The 15928-nt window shown below is 69.2% G+C and carries 16 protein-coding genes; 6 read left to right on the top strand and 10 right to left on the bottom strand.

Annotated features, from left to right (window positions below):
* Positions 1-13: 13 nt before the first annotated feature.
* Positions 14-1069, bottom strand: coding sequence for a ribosome small subunit-dependent GTPase A (rsgA, locus tag ACR9ZH_RS07920; RefSeq protein WP_481290212.1), 1056 nt, complete (start codon positions 1067-1069; stop codon positions 14-16).
* 52 nt (positions 1070-1121) lie between these two features.
* Here rsgA and ACR9ZH_RS07915 point away from each other — a divergent pair, with 52 nt between their 5' ends.
* The 6 genes from ACR9ZH_RS07915 (at position 1122) to ACR9ZH_RS07890 (ending at position 7710) form a co-directional block, all read left to right on the top strand.
* Entirely contained in the window at positions 1122-2408 is a 1287-nt protein-coding gene (locus ACR9ZH_RS07915) for an aminotransferase class I/II-fold pyridoxal phosphate-dependent enzyme (protein WP_481290211.1), read from the top strand.
* 4 nt (positions 2409-2412) lie between these two features.
* The gene (locus ACR9ZH_RS07910) at positions 2413-3030 is read left to right on the top strand and encodes an SGNH/GDSL hydrolase family protein (protein WP_481290210.1); all 618 of its coding nucleotides are present in this window, start codon (positions 2413-2415) and stop codon (positions 3028-3030) included.
* A gap of 200 nt (positions 3031-3230) precedes the next feature.
* A complete protein-coding gene (locus tag ACR9ZH_RS07905) occupies positions 3231-4103 on the top strand; it encodes a UDP-2,3-diacylglucosamine diphosphatase (RefSeq protein ID WP_481290209.1) in 873 nt (290 codons plus the stop codon).
* 71 nt (positions 4104-4174) lie between these two features.
* Positions 4175-5083 carry a Grx4 family monothiol glutaredoxin gene (gene grxD, locus ACR9ZH_RS07900; RefSeq protein WP_481290208.1) on the top strand — a complete coding sequence of 303 codons (909 nt, stop codon included), beginning with the start codon at positions 4175-4177 and terminating at the stop codon, positions 5081-5083.
* A gap of 179 nt (positions 5084-5262) precedes the next feature.
* Positions 5263-6711 carry an FAD-binding oxidoreductase gene (locus tag ACR9ZH_RS07895; protein ID WP_481290207.1) on the top strand — a complete coding sequence of 483 codons (1449 nt, stop codon included), beginning with the start codon at positions 5263-5265 and terminating at the stop codon, positions 6709-6711.
* Between the two features lie 30 nt (positions 6712-6741).
* A complete protein-coding gene (locus ACR9ZH_RS07890) occupies positions 6742-7710 on the top strand; it encodes a GlxA family transcriptional regulator (RefSeq protein WP_481290206.1) in 969 nt (322 codons plus the stop codon).
* 40 nt (positions 7711-7750) lie between these two features.
* Here ACR9ZH_RS07890 and ACR9ZH_RS07885 read toward each other — a convergent pair whose 3' ends face one another.
* Genes ACR9ZH_RS07885 through cobO form a run of 9 tightly spaced genes read right to left on the bottom strand, consistent with a single transcriptional unit; the run spans position 7751 to position 15916 of the window.
* Positions 7751-8470 (bottom strand): adenosylcobinamide-GDP ribazoletransferase, encoded by a 720-nt coding sequence (locus ACR9ZH_RS07885; RefSeq protein WP_481290236.1) that lies wholly within the window; start codon positions 8468-8470, stop codon positions 7751-7753.
* On the bottom strand, positions 8467-9045 hold the full coding sequence (locus tag ACR9ZH_RS07880; protein ID WP_481290205.1) for a histidine phosphatase family protein: 579 nt from the start codon (positions 9043-9045) through the stop codon (positions 8467-8469). Before ACR9ZH_RS07880 ends, ACR9ZH_RS07885 begins: the two co-directional genes overlap by 4 nt.
* On the bottom strand, positions 9042-10085 hold the full coding sequence (cobT, locus tag ACR9ZH_RS07875) for a nicotinate-nucleotide--dimethylbenzimidazole phosphoribosyltransferase (RefSeq protein ID WP_481290204.1): 1044 nt from the start codon (positions 10083-10085) through the stop codon (positions 9042-9044). The genes ACR9ZH_RS07880 and cobT overlap by 4 nt, the downstream gene beginning before the upstream one ends.
* Entirely contained in the window at positions 10082-10603 is a 522-nt protein-coding gene (gene cobU / locus ACR9ZH_RS07870; protein ID WP_481290203.1) for a bifunctional adenosylcobinamide kinase/adenosylcobinamide-phosphate guanylyltransferase, read from the bottom strand. Before cobU ends, cobT begins: the two co-directional genes overlap by 4 nt.
* Positions 10597-12063 carry a cobyric acid synthase gene (locus ACR9ZH_RS07865; protein ID WP_481290202.1) on the bottom strand — a complete coding sequence of 489 codons (1467 nt, stop codon included), beginning with the start codon at positions 12061-12063 and terminating at the stop codon, positions 10597-10599. Before ACR9ZH_RS07865 ends, cobU begins: the two co-directional genes overlap by 7 nt.
* Positions 12060-13124 carry a threonine-phosphate decarboxylase gene (locus tag ACR9ZH_RS07860; protein WP_481290201.1) on the bottom strand — a complete coding sequence of 355 codons (1065 nt, stop codon included), beginning with the start codon at positions 13122-13124 and terminating at the stop codon, positions 12060-12062. Before ACR9ZH_RS07860 ends, ACR9ZH_RS07865 begins: the two co-directional genes overlap by 4 nt.
* Positions 13117-14025 carry an adenosylcobinamide-phosphate synthase CbiB gene (cbiB, locus tag ACR9ZH_RS07855; RefSeq protein ID WP_481290200.1) on the bottom strand — a complete coding sequence of 303 codons (909 nt, stop codon included), beginning with the start codon at positions 14023-14025 and terminating at the stop codon, positions 13117-13119. The genes ACR9ZH_RS07860 and cbiB overlap by 8 nt, the downstream gene beginning before the upstream one ends.
* Positions 14022-15317, bottom strand: coding sequence for a cobyrinic acid a,c-diamide synthase CobB (locus ACR9ZH_RS07850; RefSeq protein ID WP_481290199.1), 1296 nt, complete (start codon positions 15315-15317; stop codon positions 14022-14024). The genes cbiB and ACR9ZH_RS07850 overlap by 4 nt, the downstream gene beginning before the upstream one ends.
* Positions 15314-15916 carry a cob(I)yrinic acid a,c-diamide adenosyltransferase gene (gene cobO, locus ACR9ZH_RS07845; protein WP_481290235.1) on the bottom strand — a complete coding sequence of 201 codons (603 nt, stop codon included), beginning with the start codon at positions 15914-15916 and terminating at the stop codon, positions 15314-15316. The genes ACR9ZH_RS07850 and cobO overlap by 4 nt, the downstream gene beginning before the upstream one ends.
* Positions 15917-15928: the final 12 nt, after the last annotated feature.

Here is a 15928-nt window from a genome sequence, read left to right as displayed (position 1 = left end):
TCAGGCCGCGGGATCAGTCGTCGTCGCGGGACCAGTCGCCACGGCGCGGCCTGGCGCCCGTCTTCGGGCCGGACTTCTTCTTCAGGCGGGCCTCGAGCGTCGCCGCCTGTTCTTCACGCTCGTCGTGCAGCTTGAGGTAATTGCGCCAGCGCTGCGGCGAAAGTTCACCGGAGGCGAGCGCGGCCTGGATCGCACAGCCCGGCTCGTTGCCGTGGCTGCAATCCGCGAAACGGCATTGGGCGGCCAGTACCTCGATATCGGCGAAGAGGTCGAGATTCTCCTCGCCGGTGAGCTTGAGTTCGCGCATGCCCGGCGTGTCGATCAGGCATCCGCCGGACGGCAGGCTCAGCAGCGCGCGATGGGTGGTGGTGTGCCGGCCGCGGCTGTCGTGGGTGCGCACCGCACCGGTAGCCATGCGCTCTTCGCCCAGCAACGTGTTCGTCAGCGTGGACTTGCCGGCCCCGGAGGAGCCGACCAGCACCGCGCTCATGCCGGGACCGAGATAAGGCGCCAGGAGGTCGACCGTGGCCGGGTCCTTCGCATTGATCGCGTGCACCGCCGCGTCCGCGGGCAGCCGGGAAACCAGCCCGGCGATCGCGCTCTCGACGTCCACGCCGGTGTCGGCCTTGCCCAGCAGCACGACCGGGCGTGCGCCGGAACCTTCGACGAGGGTGAGGTACCGCTCGATGCGCGAGGGATTGAAGTCGCCGTCCAGCCCGGTGAGCACCAGCACGTAGTCGATGTTCGTCGCGATGATCTGGCGCTCGTAGCGCTCTCCCGCCGCGGCGCGGGTGAGCACGGAGCGGCGCGGAAGCACCGTTTCGATCACCGGGTGGCTGGCATGGTCGAGGAATACGAAGTCGCCCACCGCGGGACGCAGGGACGGGTCCAGGCCGCGCTTGAGGAAGGGTCCGGCGGGCTGGGCGTTGAACGCGGACGAGCCGTCGTGCACTTCGTAACCCGCGCGATGCTGCGCCACCACCCGCGCGAGGCGGCGTGGATCGTCAGGCAAGGCAGCGTCGCGCCAGCCGATATGGCGCAGGCGCGCCAGGTCCGGGGTGTCGGTCATGGCGCGATTATGCCCGCTCGCGGGCTCCGTAGGACGCTGCTAGGATCGAGACATGACCGCCGGAAACGCCCGGCGCAGCCATTGGACGCAGCACGTGTCACCCATCAAGCCCAGCGCGCACCTGGCGGAAGTGCGTTACGAAATCCGCGGCGCCCTCACCCGCCGCGCGCGCGACATGGAAGCGGCCGGCCAGCCGATCATCAAGCTCAATATCGGCAATCCCGGGCGCTACGGGTTCACGACCCCGCCGCACCTGCGCGAGGCCATCGGCGCGCACCTGGCCGACAGCGAGGCTTACGGTCACGAACAGGGCCTGGAAGAGGCCCGCGAAGCCATCGTCGCCCAGCAGCGGGGCCGTGGCGCCGTCGGCGTGGACATGGAGCGCGTGTTCATCGGCAACGGCGTCAGCGAACTCATCGACATTTCACTGCGCGCGCTGCTCCAGCCGGGCGACGAGGTGCTGCTTCCCAGTCCGGACTATCCGCTGTGGAGCGCCGCCACCATCCTCAACGACGGCAGCCCGCGTTACTACCGCTGCCTCGCCGCGAACGGCCACCTGCCCGATCCGGACGAGATCGACGCCCTGGTGTCGCCGCGCACGCGCGCGCTCGTGCTCATCAATCCGAACAATCCCACCGGTGCGGTCTATCCCCGGGCCTTGCTGGAACGCATCGTGGACGTCGCACGGCGGCACGGCCTGCTCCTGCTCTGCGATGAGATCTACGATGAGATCGTGTACGACGGCGTGCCGTTCCAGCCTCTTGCCGCCATCGCGGGCGACCATCCCTGCGTGAGCTTCGGCGGCCTGTCGAAAGTGCATCGTGCCTGCGGCTACCGCGTGGGCTGGATGAGCCTTTCCGGCGATCCCCGCCGCACGGCCGAGTACCGCGACGCGCTGCAGCTGCTCGCCGCGCTGCGCCTGTGCGCCAACGTCACCGCGCAATGGGCCGTGCGCCCGGCGCTGCTCGACAAGCCCACGATCGGCGAGCTCACTTCGCCGGGCGGACGCCTGCACGAGGCCCGCCGCATCGTCCTCGAAGGCGTGGCGGCCAGCCCGTTCCTCGACGTGGTGGCGCCGGGCGGCGCCATCTACGCGTTCCCGCAGGTGCGCGCGGATGCCATCGCGTCCTTCGACGACACTGCCTTCGCGCTGCGCCTGCTGGAGGAGGAAAACGTGCTCCTCGTTCCCGGCACCAGCTTCAACCTGTCGGCGAGCCGCCACCTGCGCCTCACCCTGCTGCCCGAGCCCGCGCAGTTGACCGAGGTGTTCGCCCGCATCGACCGGGTCCTCGGCCGCATGGCCGCGGAAGCGATGCCGGCCGCCAGCGCGGTGGCCTGAGCGCATGGCTGCAACGGCGTTCCTCGCCCTGGGCGACTCATACACCATCGGCGAAGGCGTCGCGGAGGAAGGCCGCTGGCCGGTGCAGCTCGCCACGCGCCTGCGCGAACGCGGCATCCTCGTGGACGCGCCGCGCATCGTCGCCACTACCGGCTGGACCACGGACGAACTCTCGTCGGCGATGGATGCCGCCGCGCTGGGTCCCGGCTACGGACTGGTCACGCTGCTGATCGGCGTGAACAACCAGTACCGCGAACGGCCTGCCGCCGAGTACCGCGAACAATTCCTCGCCCTGCTCCGGCGCGCCGCCGGCCTGGCCGGCGATGCCCGCCGCGTGGTGGTCGTCTCCATCCCGGACTGGGGCGTGACCGCCTTCGCCGAAGGACGCGACCGCGCCGCGATTGCGCGGGCCATCGACACCTTCAATGCCATCGCCCGCGACGAAACCCTGCGGGTGCACGCGCGCTGGGTGGACGTGACGCCGGCCTCGCGAGAGGCCGGCGCAAAGCCCGGCATGCTGGTGGACGACGGCCTGCATCCCTCGGCGGCGCAGTATGCAACCTGGGTGGACGTCATCCTCCCCGAAGCCGAGGCCGCTCTGGCCCCCCGCCCCGACCTGTAGGAGCGCGCCTGCGCGCGACATCTTTTCGCGAAGAGCAGCAGGCCCTGTTACTCACGGCCTCAAAACATGTCGCGCGCAGGCGCGCTCCTACAACAACGGGCCGGGGTTCCGGACCGCAATAACTTTGCAATACCCCCGCCATGGCCCGGTTACCTCCCGGCCCGAGACTGGCTACCCGGGACAACCCGGGAACCGATGCCATGGCGAAGCTCACCTGCCGCAGCGCCTTCATCTCCGACGTGCACCTCGGCACGCCCGATTGCAAGGCTGCATACCTGCTCGACTTCCTTCGCAGCCTCGACTGCGAGCGGCTCTACCTCGTCGGCGACATCGTCGACCTGGAAGCCCTGGCGAAGCGCCATTGGTGGCATGCGGACCATACCGCCGTGCTCGCGGAACTGGTTTCGATCGCCGCCCGCGGCGTCGAAGTCGTCTACATTCCCGGCAACCACGACTTCCAGATGCGCGGCCTGGTGGGCTCCAGCATCGCGGGCATCCGCGTGGAACTGGACGCCATCCACGAAGGTGCCGATGGGCGCCGCTACCGGGTGAGCCACGGCGACGAATTCGATCCGGAGCATGTCGGCCGGCGCTGGATTGCCTGGCTCGGCGACACCCTGCACCGCTTCATCTGCTGGGCCAATCGCCGCGTGCATGCCGTGCGCACGCGCCTGGAACTGCCCTACCTGCCGCTGTCGATCATCCTGAAGTCGCACCTCGGAGCCGCCCTCGCCTATATCCGCGACTACGAGCGGCGCGTGGCGCGCGACGCCAGCGAGCGCGGGCTCGACGGGCATATCTGCGGCCACATTCATTTCGGCCACGTGCGGCCCATGGAAGGCGTTCTCTACCTGAACGACGGCGACTGGGTGGAACACTGCACGGCCCTGGTCGAAGACTTCACGGGCGCCATGGAGCTCATCCACTGGACCGACCGGATCACGCCGCTGGGGCGCGCCAGCCGCGAAACCGTGCTGCCCTCGCCGGAGGCCGTGCTGGGCTTCGCCCCGCTGGCGGACTGCCGGGCCGACCTGTCGGGGCTGCGCGGCGTCGAGGTCCCCGTGGCAGGTTGAATCCGCAGGGAATGGGCCCATGTGCGAGGGATGCCGGTAAAATGGCTCCCTTTCCTCCCCGCGGTGACCCCATGGCCCTCGATATACCCACCCGCGAGCGCATCGAATCCCTCCTCGGCCAGCACGACGTCGTGCTGTTCATGAAGGGGACGCGCCAGCAGCCGATGTGCGGTTTCTCCGCCGCGGCGATCAACACCCTGAACGACGTAGTTCCGACCTACCACACGGTGAACGTGCTGGAAGACCCGGAAATCCGCGAGGGCATCAAGGAATACGGCCAGTGGCCGACCATTCCGCAGCTCTACGTGAAGGGCGAGCTGATCGGCGGCTCGGACATCATCCGCCAGATGTACACCAGCGGTGAGCTTTACACCTTGTTCGGCGCCCCGGCACCGGATCGTACGCCCCCCGAGATCACCATCACCGAGAAGGCCGCCGAGGCCATCCGCGGCGGCATGGCCAACGCGCAGGGCATGGCTCTGCACCTGGAAATCGGTCCCGACCACAGCGCCGGCTTCCAGCTCGCTCCGGCCGGCGACCACGACATCGTCACCGTCGCCAGCGGCATCGAAGTGCACTTCGACCCGGGCAGCGCGGCGCGTGCCAAGGGCATCGTGATCGACTGGGTGTCCACGGTGCAGGGCGAAGGCCTCAGCCTCAAGTTCCCGGGTGCCGTCGACATCGGCTCCATCGGCGTGCAGGAACTGAAGGCGAAGCTCGATGCCGGCGACGTGGTGCTGGTCGATACCCGCCCCGCGCACAACCGCGCGCTCGTCGCGCCGATCGACGGCGCGCGCATCCTCGAGAACGAAGGTTACGAAGGCCTGGCCCAGTTGCCCAAGGACACGCCGATCGCCTTCATCTGCAACGTCGGCGTCTCCAGCCGCGCAGCCGCGGAGCGCTTCGCGGCGCACGGGTTCACGCAGCTGTTCAATGTCGAAGGTGGCATGGACGCGTGGATGCGCGAAGTCGGCGGTTAAGACGCGCGTGCAGGAGCGCGCCTTGCGCGCTTCCTGAAGATCTGCTCGATCGATCCGCTGGTGAGTGACGAGAACGACGTACGACTGTCCTGATTCGCAGGACCGCGTGCGTCGTCCGGTGCGGGATCCTGTTGCGACATCAGGACAAGTCGTCCTATCTCGCCCGGGAGCAACGATCCATGCGCCATCCATCGTCACCCTTCGCCGCTTTGCACGATTCATCCCTGCCGCCGGTATCGCCCGAGGAGGCGGCGCCCCTCGCCGCCATGGTGGCGGGTTCGGTCCTGCTCCCGGGCGATGCGGGATACGACGACGAACGCGTCGTCTTCAATCTGAATCACGCGCTGGTGCCCGCACTGATCGTGGCGCCGGAGAGCGCGGCCGATGTCCAGGCAGCCGTCACCTTCGCGGCGCGGCAACGGCGGCCAGTCCTGGTGAAGACCACCGGCCACCAGGTCGTCGGTTCCGCAAGCGGCGCCGTCATGATCGCGACCCATCGAATGAACGACATAACGATCGACGCCGGCAGGCGCACGGCCCGGGTCGGAGCCGGAGTGCTGTGGTCGGAGGTCATCGCGAAGGCGGCCGAGTCCGGGCTGGCCCCGCTCAGCGGATCGAACCCCACCGTGGGCGTCTCCGGCTACACCCTGGGCGGGGGTCTCAGCCCCACCCTCGGCCGCTCCCAAGGCTACGCCGCCGACCATGTGCGCTCGCTCGAGGTGGTAACCGCGGACGGCAGACTGCGGCATGTCGACGCGGAATCCGAACCCGACCTGTTCTGGGCGTTGCGTGGCGGCAAGGGCAACTTCGGCGTGGTCACTGCGCTTGAATTCGACCTGTTCCCGGTGTCCCGGCTTTACGGCGGCGCCATCTACTTTCCCGGTGAGCGGACGCGCGACGTGTTGCGAGCCTGGGCCGCCTGGCATCCTGGCACCCCGGAAACCATGGTCACGTCGATCGCCGTGTTGCGGATGCCGTCGATGCCGGAAGTGCCCGAGCTCCTGCGCGGGAAGTTCCTGGTGTCGCTGCGGATCGCCTATAACGGCACGACCGCGGACGGCGAGCGGATGGTGGAGCCGCTGCGCGCGATAGCGCCGGCCGTCCTGGATACGCTGCGGGACATGCCGTACACGGAAGTCGCGTCGATCCATAACGAGCCTACCGACCCCGTGCCTTATTACGAGCGGGGCATCATGCTCCGCGCCTTTCCCTCGGAGGCGCAGGACAAGCTGGTCGAGCTCGTCGGCCCCGACGCAGAAACCGACCTGACGATCGCCGAGTTGCGGGCGCTGGGCGGAGCGTGGGACCGCGAGCCGGCCGTGCCCAACGCCGTGGCTACCCGCGGCTTGCCGTACAGCCTGCTCGGCGTCGCGGCCGGTCCGCTGTCGCAGGAGCAGCAGCTCAAGCAGTCGGTCGCCGGTCTGCTCGACGGCATGCAGCCCTGGCAGGGCGACCGGCGGTACGCGAACAACCTCGCACCGGATGAGGCGGGCGACGCAGCGGCGATTTACGGCGCGGCCCGGTATGCGCGGCTGGCGTCCATCAAGCACACCTACGATCCCACCAACATGTTCCGGCTCAACCATAACGTTGTTCCAGTCAAGACCGAGGTGGCGTCGCCCGCATAATGGATGGCTTGGCTGGAGAGGCGGTAAGCGGTGCCGGTACAAGAAATTGCGATCGTCATACAAGAGGGCGTTCAGGCCCTCGACGTCGCGGGACCCATGGACGTGTTCGCCGAGGCGAACACGTTCCTCGACAGGGCCGACCGCTATGAAACCGTGCTGGTCGCCGCGCACCGCTATCCGTTGCGCGCGTCCAGTGGCATTCGCATGCTGGCCGACCTGACATTGGAGGAGGCGGCTGCCCGCTTCGACATCGTTCTGATTGCCGGCGCCGCGACGCCGGAAGCGGAGCCCGAACCGTCCCTGGTCGAATGGGTCAAGCAGCTGCCGTGGCGCTCGGGCATCTATGGATCGATCTGCACCGGCGCGTTTGTCCTCGGCTACGCCGGCCTCCTGGACGACCGGCGCGTCACGACCCACTGGCAGGATGCACAGGCATTGGCGGCCCGGTTCCCAAAAGCGAAAGTCGAAGCGGATGCGATCTATATCCGGGATGGACGTCTGATCACCGCGGCTGGTGTGACTGCGGGGATAGATCTTGGCCTGGCGCTTGTCGGGCAGCGGCATGGCGCCGAAACGGCGCTCAAGGTCGCCAGGCAGCTGGTCGTGGTTGCCCAGCGCCAGGGTGGGCAATCGCAGTTCAGTCCTTATCTCACAGCACCTGCGGATCAGGAATCGCCCATCGCACGGGTGCAGGACTACGTCATGGCCAACCTTGGACGCTGCCATACCGTGGAGTCGCTTGCGGCTGTCGTCGGCATGAGCCCCCGGAACCTCGCCCGGCATTTCGTGCAGGCGACCGGGACTACACCGCGCGAATTCATCGAGCGCGCGCGTGTCGATGCGGCGCGCCGGTTGCTGGAAGGAAGCGACCGGCCGCTGAAGGCCGTCGCTGCCGAATGCGGGTTCGGATCGGCGGACCGGATGAGGATCGTCTTCCACGCGCGTATGGGTGTGACGCCGGCCCAATATCGCGCCAGTTTCCGGCGGGCCGAACCGTAAGAACACTTGAGCTCAAGCGGAGCGGCGCGCAAGCGCGCTTCTACAACAACAGCAAGGCGACGAGGGTCGTGGTCTCCACGAGTTCGACCAGGGCACCCGCCGTATCGCCGGTGAATCCGCCCAGGCGATGCACCACCGCACGGCGCCACGACCAGCCCGTGACGAAGGCTGTCACCAGCACGAGCAAACCTGCCTTGCCAAAGCAGAGCGAGACCATCACGGCCAGTGCGAGCGCGATGCGGCAACCGGTCGCCGGCGCGCCGCGCAGCGGATCGCCCAGGCCGCCGGGTCGCACGTAAGGCGTCGTCAGGAACCACGCCACGATCGCGCTGCGGCCGAGCAACGGCGGCAGCAGCAGGAGCCACGGGTTGCCGAGCGTGGCGAGCGCCGAGAACTTCAGCAACAGCAGGAGCACTAGCGCGACGACGCCGGCGGGGCCGCTGCGCGGGTCTTTCATGATCGCCAGCGTGCGTTCGCGACTGCCGAGCCCACCGATCCAGGCATCCGCGCTGTCGCCCAGGCCGTCGAGGTGCAGCGCACCGGTCAACGCCACCCAGGCGACGAGCACCATGGCGCCGACGGGGCGGACCGGAAACACCCGAAGCAGCACTGTCATCGCACCGGCGAGCAGCGCGCCGAGCACGAGCCCCACCAGCGGATACCACTTCAGCGATGCCGCTTGCGTACCGGGCAGCATGCCGACGCGCGGTACCGGCAGGCGGGTGAGGAAGGCAAAGGCGACTGCCAGGGCGCGCATCAGCCGTTCCGTGCGAGCGAAGACCTTTCCGGACGCGAGTCCGGAGGCCAGGCGATGGCATGCAGGGAGGCATGCGGCACGTCGATGGCCGCCATGTCGCCGAATCCACGGCCTTCGGCGAGGCAACGCAGCAGGCGTATCGCGCCACCATGCGTCACGACGAGGACACGAGCGCCCTCCGCTTCGGAGGCGATGTCGTCGAGCGCCTGCGAGAGCCGTTCGCGGAATGCCGCGAAGGGTTCCGCGCCTGGCGGTGGACACGCGACCGGGTCTTTCCAGAAGCGCCCGAGTGCGTCGCCGTCGGTATCGGCGATGGTCTCGATCGGCACGCCCTGCCAGTCGCCGAAGTGGTATTCGGCGAGACGCGCATCGATGCGCAACGGCAGCCCTCGCCGTGCCGACAGCTCGGTGGCGAACGCGGCGCAACGCGAGAGCGACGACGACACCACGCAATCCCATGCCCTTCCCTCCACCGCGTCGCGCAGCTGACGCCAGCCGAGCCCGGAAAGCGGATCGTCGAGTTGGCCGCGGTAACTGCGCTGGCCCGTATCGCCGTGACGAAGCAGGTCGATGCTCATGCCTGCGACACTCCCGCCTCCGCGAAGGTCGCCATGGAGCCATGCAGGGCGCAGGCGAGCCGCAGCAGAGGCAAGGCCACTGCCGCGCCACTGGCCTCGCCGAGGCGCAGGTGCAGGTCGAGCAGCGGCTCGGCATCCATGGCAGCGAGCACCCGCGCATGACCGCGTTCCCGCGACCGATGCGCGAAGAGCAGCCACGGCCGCACGTCGGGGCGCAGGGCCACGGCGGCCAGTGCCGCCACGCTGGCGATGAAGCCGTCCACCAGCACGGGCAGGCCGCGCTGTGCCGCCGCGACGAAAGCACCGGTGAGCGCGCCGATCTCGAAGCCGCCGAGCCGGCGCAGGCGCTCGCGAGGGGTGACGGCATCCCGATGCATCCGCAGAGCGCGCGCGATGACTTGCACCTTGAGCGCCACGCCGTCGTCATCCAGGCCGGTACCCCTGCCTGCGAGCGCTTCCGGCGCATCGCCGAGCAGCGCGCAGGCCAGGGCGCTCGCGGCGGTGGTATTCCCGATGCCCATTTCGCCGCCGATGTAGATGTCCGTGCCTGCGGCGATCGCACCGCCGACGCTCGCCACGCCGGCGGCCAGCGCCGCGTCGAGTTGCGCATCGGTCATCGCGGCCTGCACGCACATGTTCGCGGTAGAGGCGGCGATCACATGGCGACGCACACCGGCAATCTCGCCCGGATCGTTCACGGTGCCGAGATTCACCACCTCCAGCGTGGCGCGAAGCTCGCGCGCGAGCACGGCGATGGCCGCGCCGCCATGCGCGAAGTTGCGCAACATCTCGCCGGTCACGGCTTGCGGGAACGCGGAGATGCCTTCGGCCGCCACGCCGTGATCGGCGGCGAACACGGCTATGCGCGCGCGCTCGGCCCGCGGTCGTGGCGTCGCCTGGAGGCCGGCCAGCTGGATGGCGATCGCTTCGAGCCTGCCCAGTGAGCCCGGCGGCTTCGTGAGCGTGTCCTGTCGTGCCGCCGCGGCGTCGGTGGCAGCCTGGTCCGGTACGCGGCAAGGCGCCGCGAGCCAGTCGTTCATGGAAGCGTTCCTTTGAGGAGAAGAGGCAGGCCGGCAGCGACGAAGACGACACGGTCGCAACGCTGCGCGAGCGCCTGGTGGAGACGCCCCGCTTCATCGACGAAGCGGCGCGTGAGCTCGCCGAGCGGCGTGATCCCGAGGCCTACCTCGTTGCTGACGAAGACGATCTCGCCGGGAAGCGACGCGACGATGTCGAGCAGTGCCACGCGTTCCCCGTCGAAGCGCGCGTCTCCGTCCATGCCGAGCAGGTTGGACAACCACAGGGTGAGGCAATCCACCAGGACGAAGCGACCTGCGCTCGCGTGCCGGCGAAGCGTGTCGGCAAGCGCGAGCGGTTCCTCCACGACGAGCCATTCCGCGGGCCGCTGCGCGCGGTGGTGGGCGATGCGCCCGGCCATCTCGCCGTCGAGTGCCTGCGCGGTGGCGACGTAGACGACCTCGCGGCCACTGTCGATGGCGAGGCGTTCGGCCAGGGCGCTCTTGCCCGAGCGTGCACCGCCGAGGATGAGGGTCAGCATGGAGGCAGTCCGAAGAGCGATGCGAGCGCAGCGGTTTGCATGTGCCCGTCCACGGTATCGGCGAGGCGGTCGAGGGTCGCTTCGCGCAAGGCGTGGATGTCCAATGGCGCCGCTCCGGAAAGCCCCGCTTCGTCCAGCAGGGCGGCAAGCGCCTCCGGCCGGTCGAACACGCCGTGAAGATAGGTGCCGAAGACGCGGCCGTCGTCGGAGCGGGCGCCATCGATGCGCCCATCCGCCAGCAGGACGGCTGGCCGTGCCAGGTCCGGGCCCACGCTCACGCCGCAATGAATCTCGTAACCCGCCACGGGCGCACCGCCGGCCGCGAGCCGGCCGTGCACGTTGCGCAGTTGCTTCGTGGGCGCAAGCGTGGTTTCCAGGTCGAGCAGACCCAGGCCGTCGCTCCACCCGGCGGGACCTTCGATTCCGTCGGGATCGTGCACGGCGCGGCCGAGCATCTGCATGCCGCCGCAGATGCCGATCACTTTTCCGCCATAACGGACATGGCGCAGGATCGCCGCGTCCCAGCCTTGGGCGCGTAGCCAGGCAAGATCGGCGCGCGTGGACTTCGAGCCGGGGAGCAGCACGAGATCGCAGGCCGGGAAGGTTTCTCCTGGTCCGACGAGGCGGCATTCCACCTCGGGATGCAGGCGCAACGCGTCCAGGTCGGTGTGGTTGCTGATCCGAGGTAACGCCGGGACCGCGACGCGCAGGCGCGCGCGGGGCTTCGCTTCGCCCGTCGCGGGCAACGCATCCTCAGCTTCGAGCACCAGTCCGTGCAGGTAAGGCAAGACGCCGAGTACGGGCTTTCCGGTATGCCGCTCCAGCCAGTCAAGGCCCGGTTGCAGCAACGCGATGTCGCCGCGGAAACGGTTGATGACGAAACCGGCGACGCGCGCACGCTCGCTTTCCGACAGCAGCGCGAGCGTACCCACGAGATGGGCGAAGACCCCACCACGGTCGATATCCGCCACCAGGATCACCGGGCAATCGACGGCCTCCGCGTAACCCATGTTGGCGATGTCCCGATCGCGCAGGTTGATCTCGGCCGGGCTGCCCGCGCCTTCGACGACCACCGCGGCATACGCCGCGGCCAGTCGTGCATGCGAGGCGAGCACGGCGTCCATGGCCACGCGCTTGTATGCGTGATAGCCGACCGCATCCATGTTTCCGACCGGACGGCCATGCACGATCACCTGGGCACCCGTGTCGCTGTTGGGCTTCAACAGCACGGGATTGAAATCGGTGTGCGCAGGCACCCCCGCCGCCTGCGCCTGCACGGCCTGGGCGCGACCGATCTCGCCGCCGTCGATCGTCACCGCGGAATTCAGTGCCATGTTCTGCGGCTTGAACGGCGCGACGGCAACGCCGCGGCGGTACAGCCAGCGGCACAGCGCGGCCACCACCGTGCTCTTGCCCGCATCCGAGGTGCAGCCCTGCACCATGACGACGCGTGCGCTCATGCGAGCACCTCGGCGAGGGCGCGGTCGAGGCGCGCGAAACCTTCTTCGCTGCCCGGCAGGCCGAAGCGCAGGGCCTGCGGCCGGTCGAAATGGCGCACGAGGATGGCGCGTTCCGCCAGCGCACGATGCAGCGCCTGCGCGTCGGGCCGTTCCACGTACTGGAAGAACTCGCAGCCTCCGGAAGGCGACAGGCCGTGCCGCGCCATGAGGGCCGCCAGCCGGGAAGACGCCTCGCGTAGCCACGTACGCGCCGGTGCGTGCCAGGCCGCATCGGAAAGCGCGCGGGTCACGACATGCCGGGTCGGGCCCGTCAGCGTCCATGGCCCGAGCATCTCGGCCAGCGCTTCCAGCAAGCCCGGCCATGCGGCGACGAACCCCGCGCGCGCTCCGGCGAGGCCGAAAAACTTGCCGACGGAGCGGAGGACGATGAGGCCTTCGCCCGCATAGGGAACGAGGCTGCGCTCCGGCTGGGCATCGATGAATGCTTCATCCACCACCAGCCAGCGTTGCTCCTGTAGGAGCGCGCCTTGCGCGCGACAGTTTTTGGGGCCATGAAGAACAGGCCCTGTCGCTCCTCGCGAAAAGCTGTCGCGCGCAGGGCGCGCTCCTACAGGGCGCGACAGCAGGCGTTCCACGTCACTGCATTGGCCGGTCGGGTTGTTCGGCCGGATCAGCACCACGACGTCGAACTCGTCGGCCCGCGACAGCAATTCGTCCATCGGCAAGGTCGCGACCTCATGCCCCGCCTGCCGCCATGCATGCGCATGTTCGGCGTACCCGGGCTCAACCACCGCGACGCGGCACGGCGGACGAAGTCTCGGCAGCGCGGCGATGGCGGCTTGCGAACCCGCGACGGGCAGGAGGTACTGCGTACCGTAGTAAGCACGCGCTGCCTCCAGCAGGCCGTCGTCGTCTTCCGGCAAGCGATGCCATGCCTCGGGCGGAATGGACGGCACGGGCCATGCACGGGGACTGATGCCCGTCGACAGGTCCAGCCACGCCTCGCGCGGAATGCCATGGTCGCGTGCCGCGCGGCCGAGCCGCCCGCCGTGCTCAAGCATGTGCCGCCGCTCCGCCGAGGACCGCGACGGCCAGCCAGGCGACGACGCCACGATCCACCAGGCCCAGCGCGCGAACGATCGCATGCGCATCCGGGGGATCGCCGGCGCCAAGCTCCGGGCGCGCCTCCCAGCGGCCGTGATATGGCGCCGCGCCACCGAGACGCACGCCGAGCGCGCCGGCGCCGGCGGCCATCACCGGTCCGGCGTTGGGGCTGTCCCACGCCGGTGCCTGCATGCGCCAGCAACGGATGGCGGCCTTGTAATGGCCGACGACCGCATACGTCACTGCCGTGAGCCGCGCCGGAACGTAACCGAGCACATCGTCCGCCCGCGCCGCGGCCCAGCCGAAGCGTTCGTAATGTGGCGTGCGGTAGCCCCACATCGCATCCAGCGTATTCGCCAGGCGGAACAGGAGCACGCCCGGCGCGCCGAGCAACGCTAACCAGAACAGCGCGCCGAACACCGCGTCGTGTCCGTTCTCCAGGACGGATTCCGTCGCTGCCGCGGCAACCTGCGTTGCGTCCAGCACCTGCGTATCGCGGCTCACCATGCGACCGACGGCGCCGCGTGCCCTGTCGATATCGCCGTGGAGCAGGGCCTGCGCGACCGGTCTTGCATGTTCGCCCAGGCTGCGCCGGCCCAGCGCGAGGTACGCCACCAGGACGTCCACGCTGAAACGCAGCGCGAGCGGGAGTGCCGCACGCAACGCGCAAAACAAGCCGACGGGGACGAGCACGGCAAGGCACCACGCGCCCACCCCGGCCAGCCGCGAGTCGGCATGCAGACGTCTTTCCAGGGCACCCGCGAAGCGGCCGAAGCCCACCAGCGGATGGAAACGCCGCGGCTCGCCGAGGATCGCGTCCAGCAGCAGCGCAGCCAGCATCGCCAGCGCCGTCGTCATGGCAGGAACAGGCCCGCAGCGGCATCGGGATTCGAGGGGAAGTAGAAGTGCACGAAGCTCGCCGTCATCCGGCCCTGGCGATAGACGCTTTCCGCGGTGGGGCCGCCGTGCGGATTGCTTGCGACGGCCAATGGCCCGGCACCCACGCTCGCTTGCGCGTAATGGAACGAATGACCGCGCAGCGTTCCTTCGGGCAGCTGCACTTCCTGCATGCCGATCGCCGCGAGCCGGGGCTGGAGCGCCGCGCTGCCTGGCAACAGGCCCGCCATCACGCCCTCGCGGCCATCGCGGTCGGTCAGCCGGTCCAGCGCATAGAGCAGCCCGCCGCACTCGGCGAGCAGCGGGCGGCCGGCGTCGACGTGCGCGCGCAGGTCGCGCCGCAGCTGTGCATGGGCGGCCAGTGCGTCGAGATGCAGTTCAGGATAGCCACCGGGCAGCCACACCGCGTCGCAGGATGGCAGCGGATCGCCGGCGACGGGAGAGAAGAACGCGAGTTCCGCGCCGGCGTCGCGAAGCACGTCGAGGTTCGCCGGATAGATGAAGGCAAACGCGGCGTCGTGGGCGACGGCGATGCGCACGCCCTCGAGATGTCGGACGCGTGCTTCCCACAGCCTTTGTGGGGCATCGAAGGAGACCGGCGGCGGAAGCGCCGTGACGCCCTGCGCCAGCCACGCATCGGCCAGCGCGTCCAATCGCGCGTCGAGATCGGCCAGTTCGCTCGCCGCGACGAGACCGAGGTGCCGTTCCGGCAGCATCATCGCCGGGTCGCGCGGCAAAGCGCCGAACCATCCGACGCCCGGAGGAAGGCTGTCGCGCAGCAGGCCGGCGTGATAAGCGCTGCCGACCCGGTTGGCGAGCACTCCCCGCAGCAGCAGGCCGGGACGGTAGTGCGCCAGGCCGTGCGCCAGCGCGCCGAAGGTCTGCGCCATGGCACTGCCATCGATCACCGCCATCACCGGCAGACCATGAGCGATAGAGAGATCCGCGCTGGACGGCGAGCCGTCGAACAGACCCATGACGCCTTCGACGAGGATCAGGTCCGCCTCGCCGGCGGCCTCGTACAGGCGTGCGCGCACGTCGTCCTCGCCACCCATCCACGGATCGAGCTGGTAGACGGGCGCGCCGCTGGCGCGCTCGAGGATCATCGGGTCGAGGAAGTCGGGCCCGGTCTTGAACACGCGCACGCGCCGTCCCTGCCGCGCATGGGCCCGCGCCAGCGCCGCGGTGACGCTGGTCTTGCCCTGCCCCGAGGCCGGCGCGGAAACCAGCAACGCGGGACAATCACGGCTCACAGTTCCACACCCTTCTGCGCACGGATGCCTGCCTGGTAGGCGTGCTTCACGACACGCATCTCGGTGACCGTGTCGGCGGCCGCGACGAGTTCGTCCGGCGCGCCGCGGCCGGTCACGACCACGTGCTGGCGTTCGGGCCGGGCGGCGAAGGCCTGCAGCACGCGGTCGAGCGGTATGTAGCCTTTCACCAGGGCGATGTTGAGCTCGTCCAGCAGGATGAAATCGTAAGCCGGGTCGCGCAGCATCCGCTCCGCCTCTTCCCACGCGGCCATCGCCGCGGCGATGTCGCGAGCCTTGTCCTGGGTTTCCCAGGTATAGCCCTCGCCCATCACGCGGTAGTCGAGCGGGCCGTCCTCGAACATGCGGAAAAACGCCTCTTCGCCGGTGGAGAAACTGCCCTTGATGAACTGCACCACGCCGCAGCGGAAACCGTGGCCGAGCGACCGCGCCAGCATACCGAAGCCGGAGGAACTCTTGCCCTTCCCGTTACCAGTATTCACCACCAGCACGCCGCGATCGATCGTGGCCTTGGCAATGCGCCGGTCGATCAGCTCCTTCTTCCGGCGCATGCGGTCGCGATGACGGGCCTCCTCGTCCATGTCCCGCCAGGG

This window comes from Luteibacter sp. SVR4-7G, from assembly GCF_056755555.1.
This window is presented reverse-complemented; position numbering and strand designations above follow the sequence as displayed.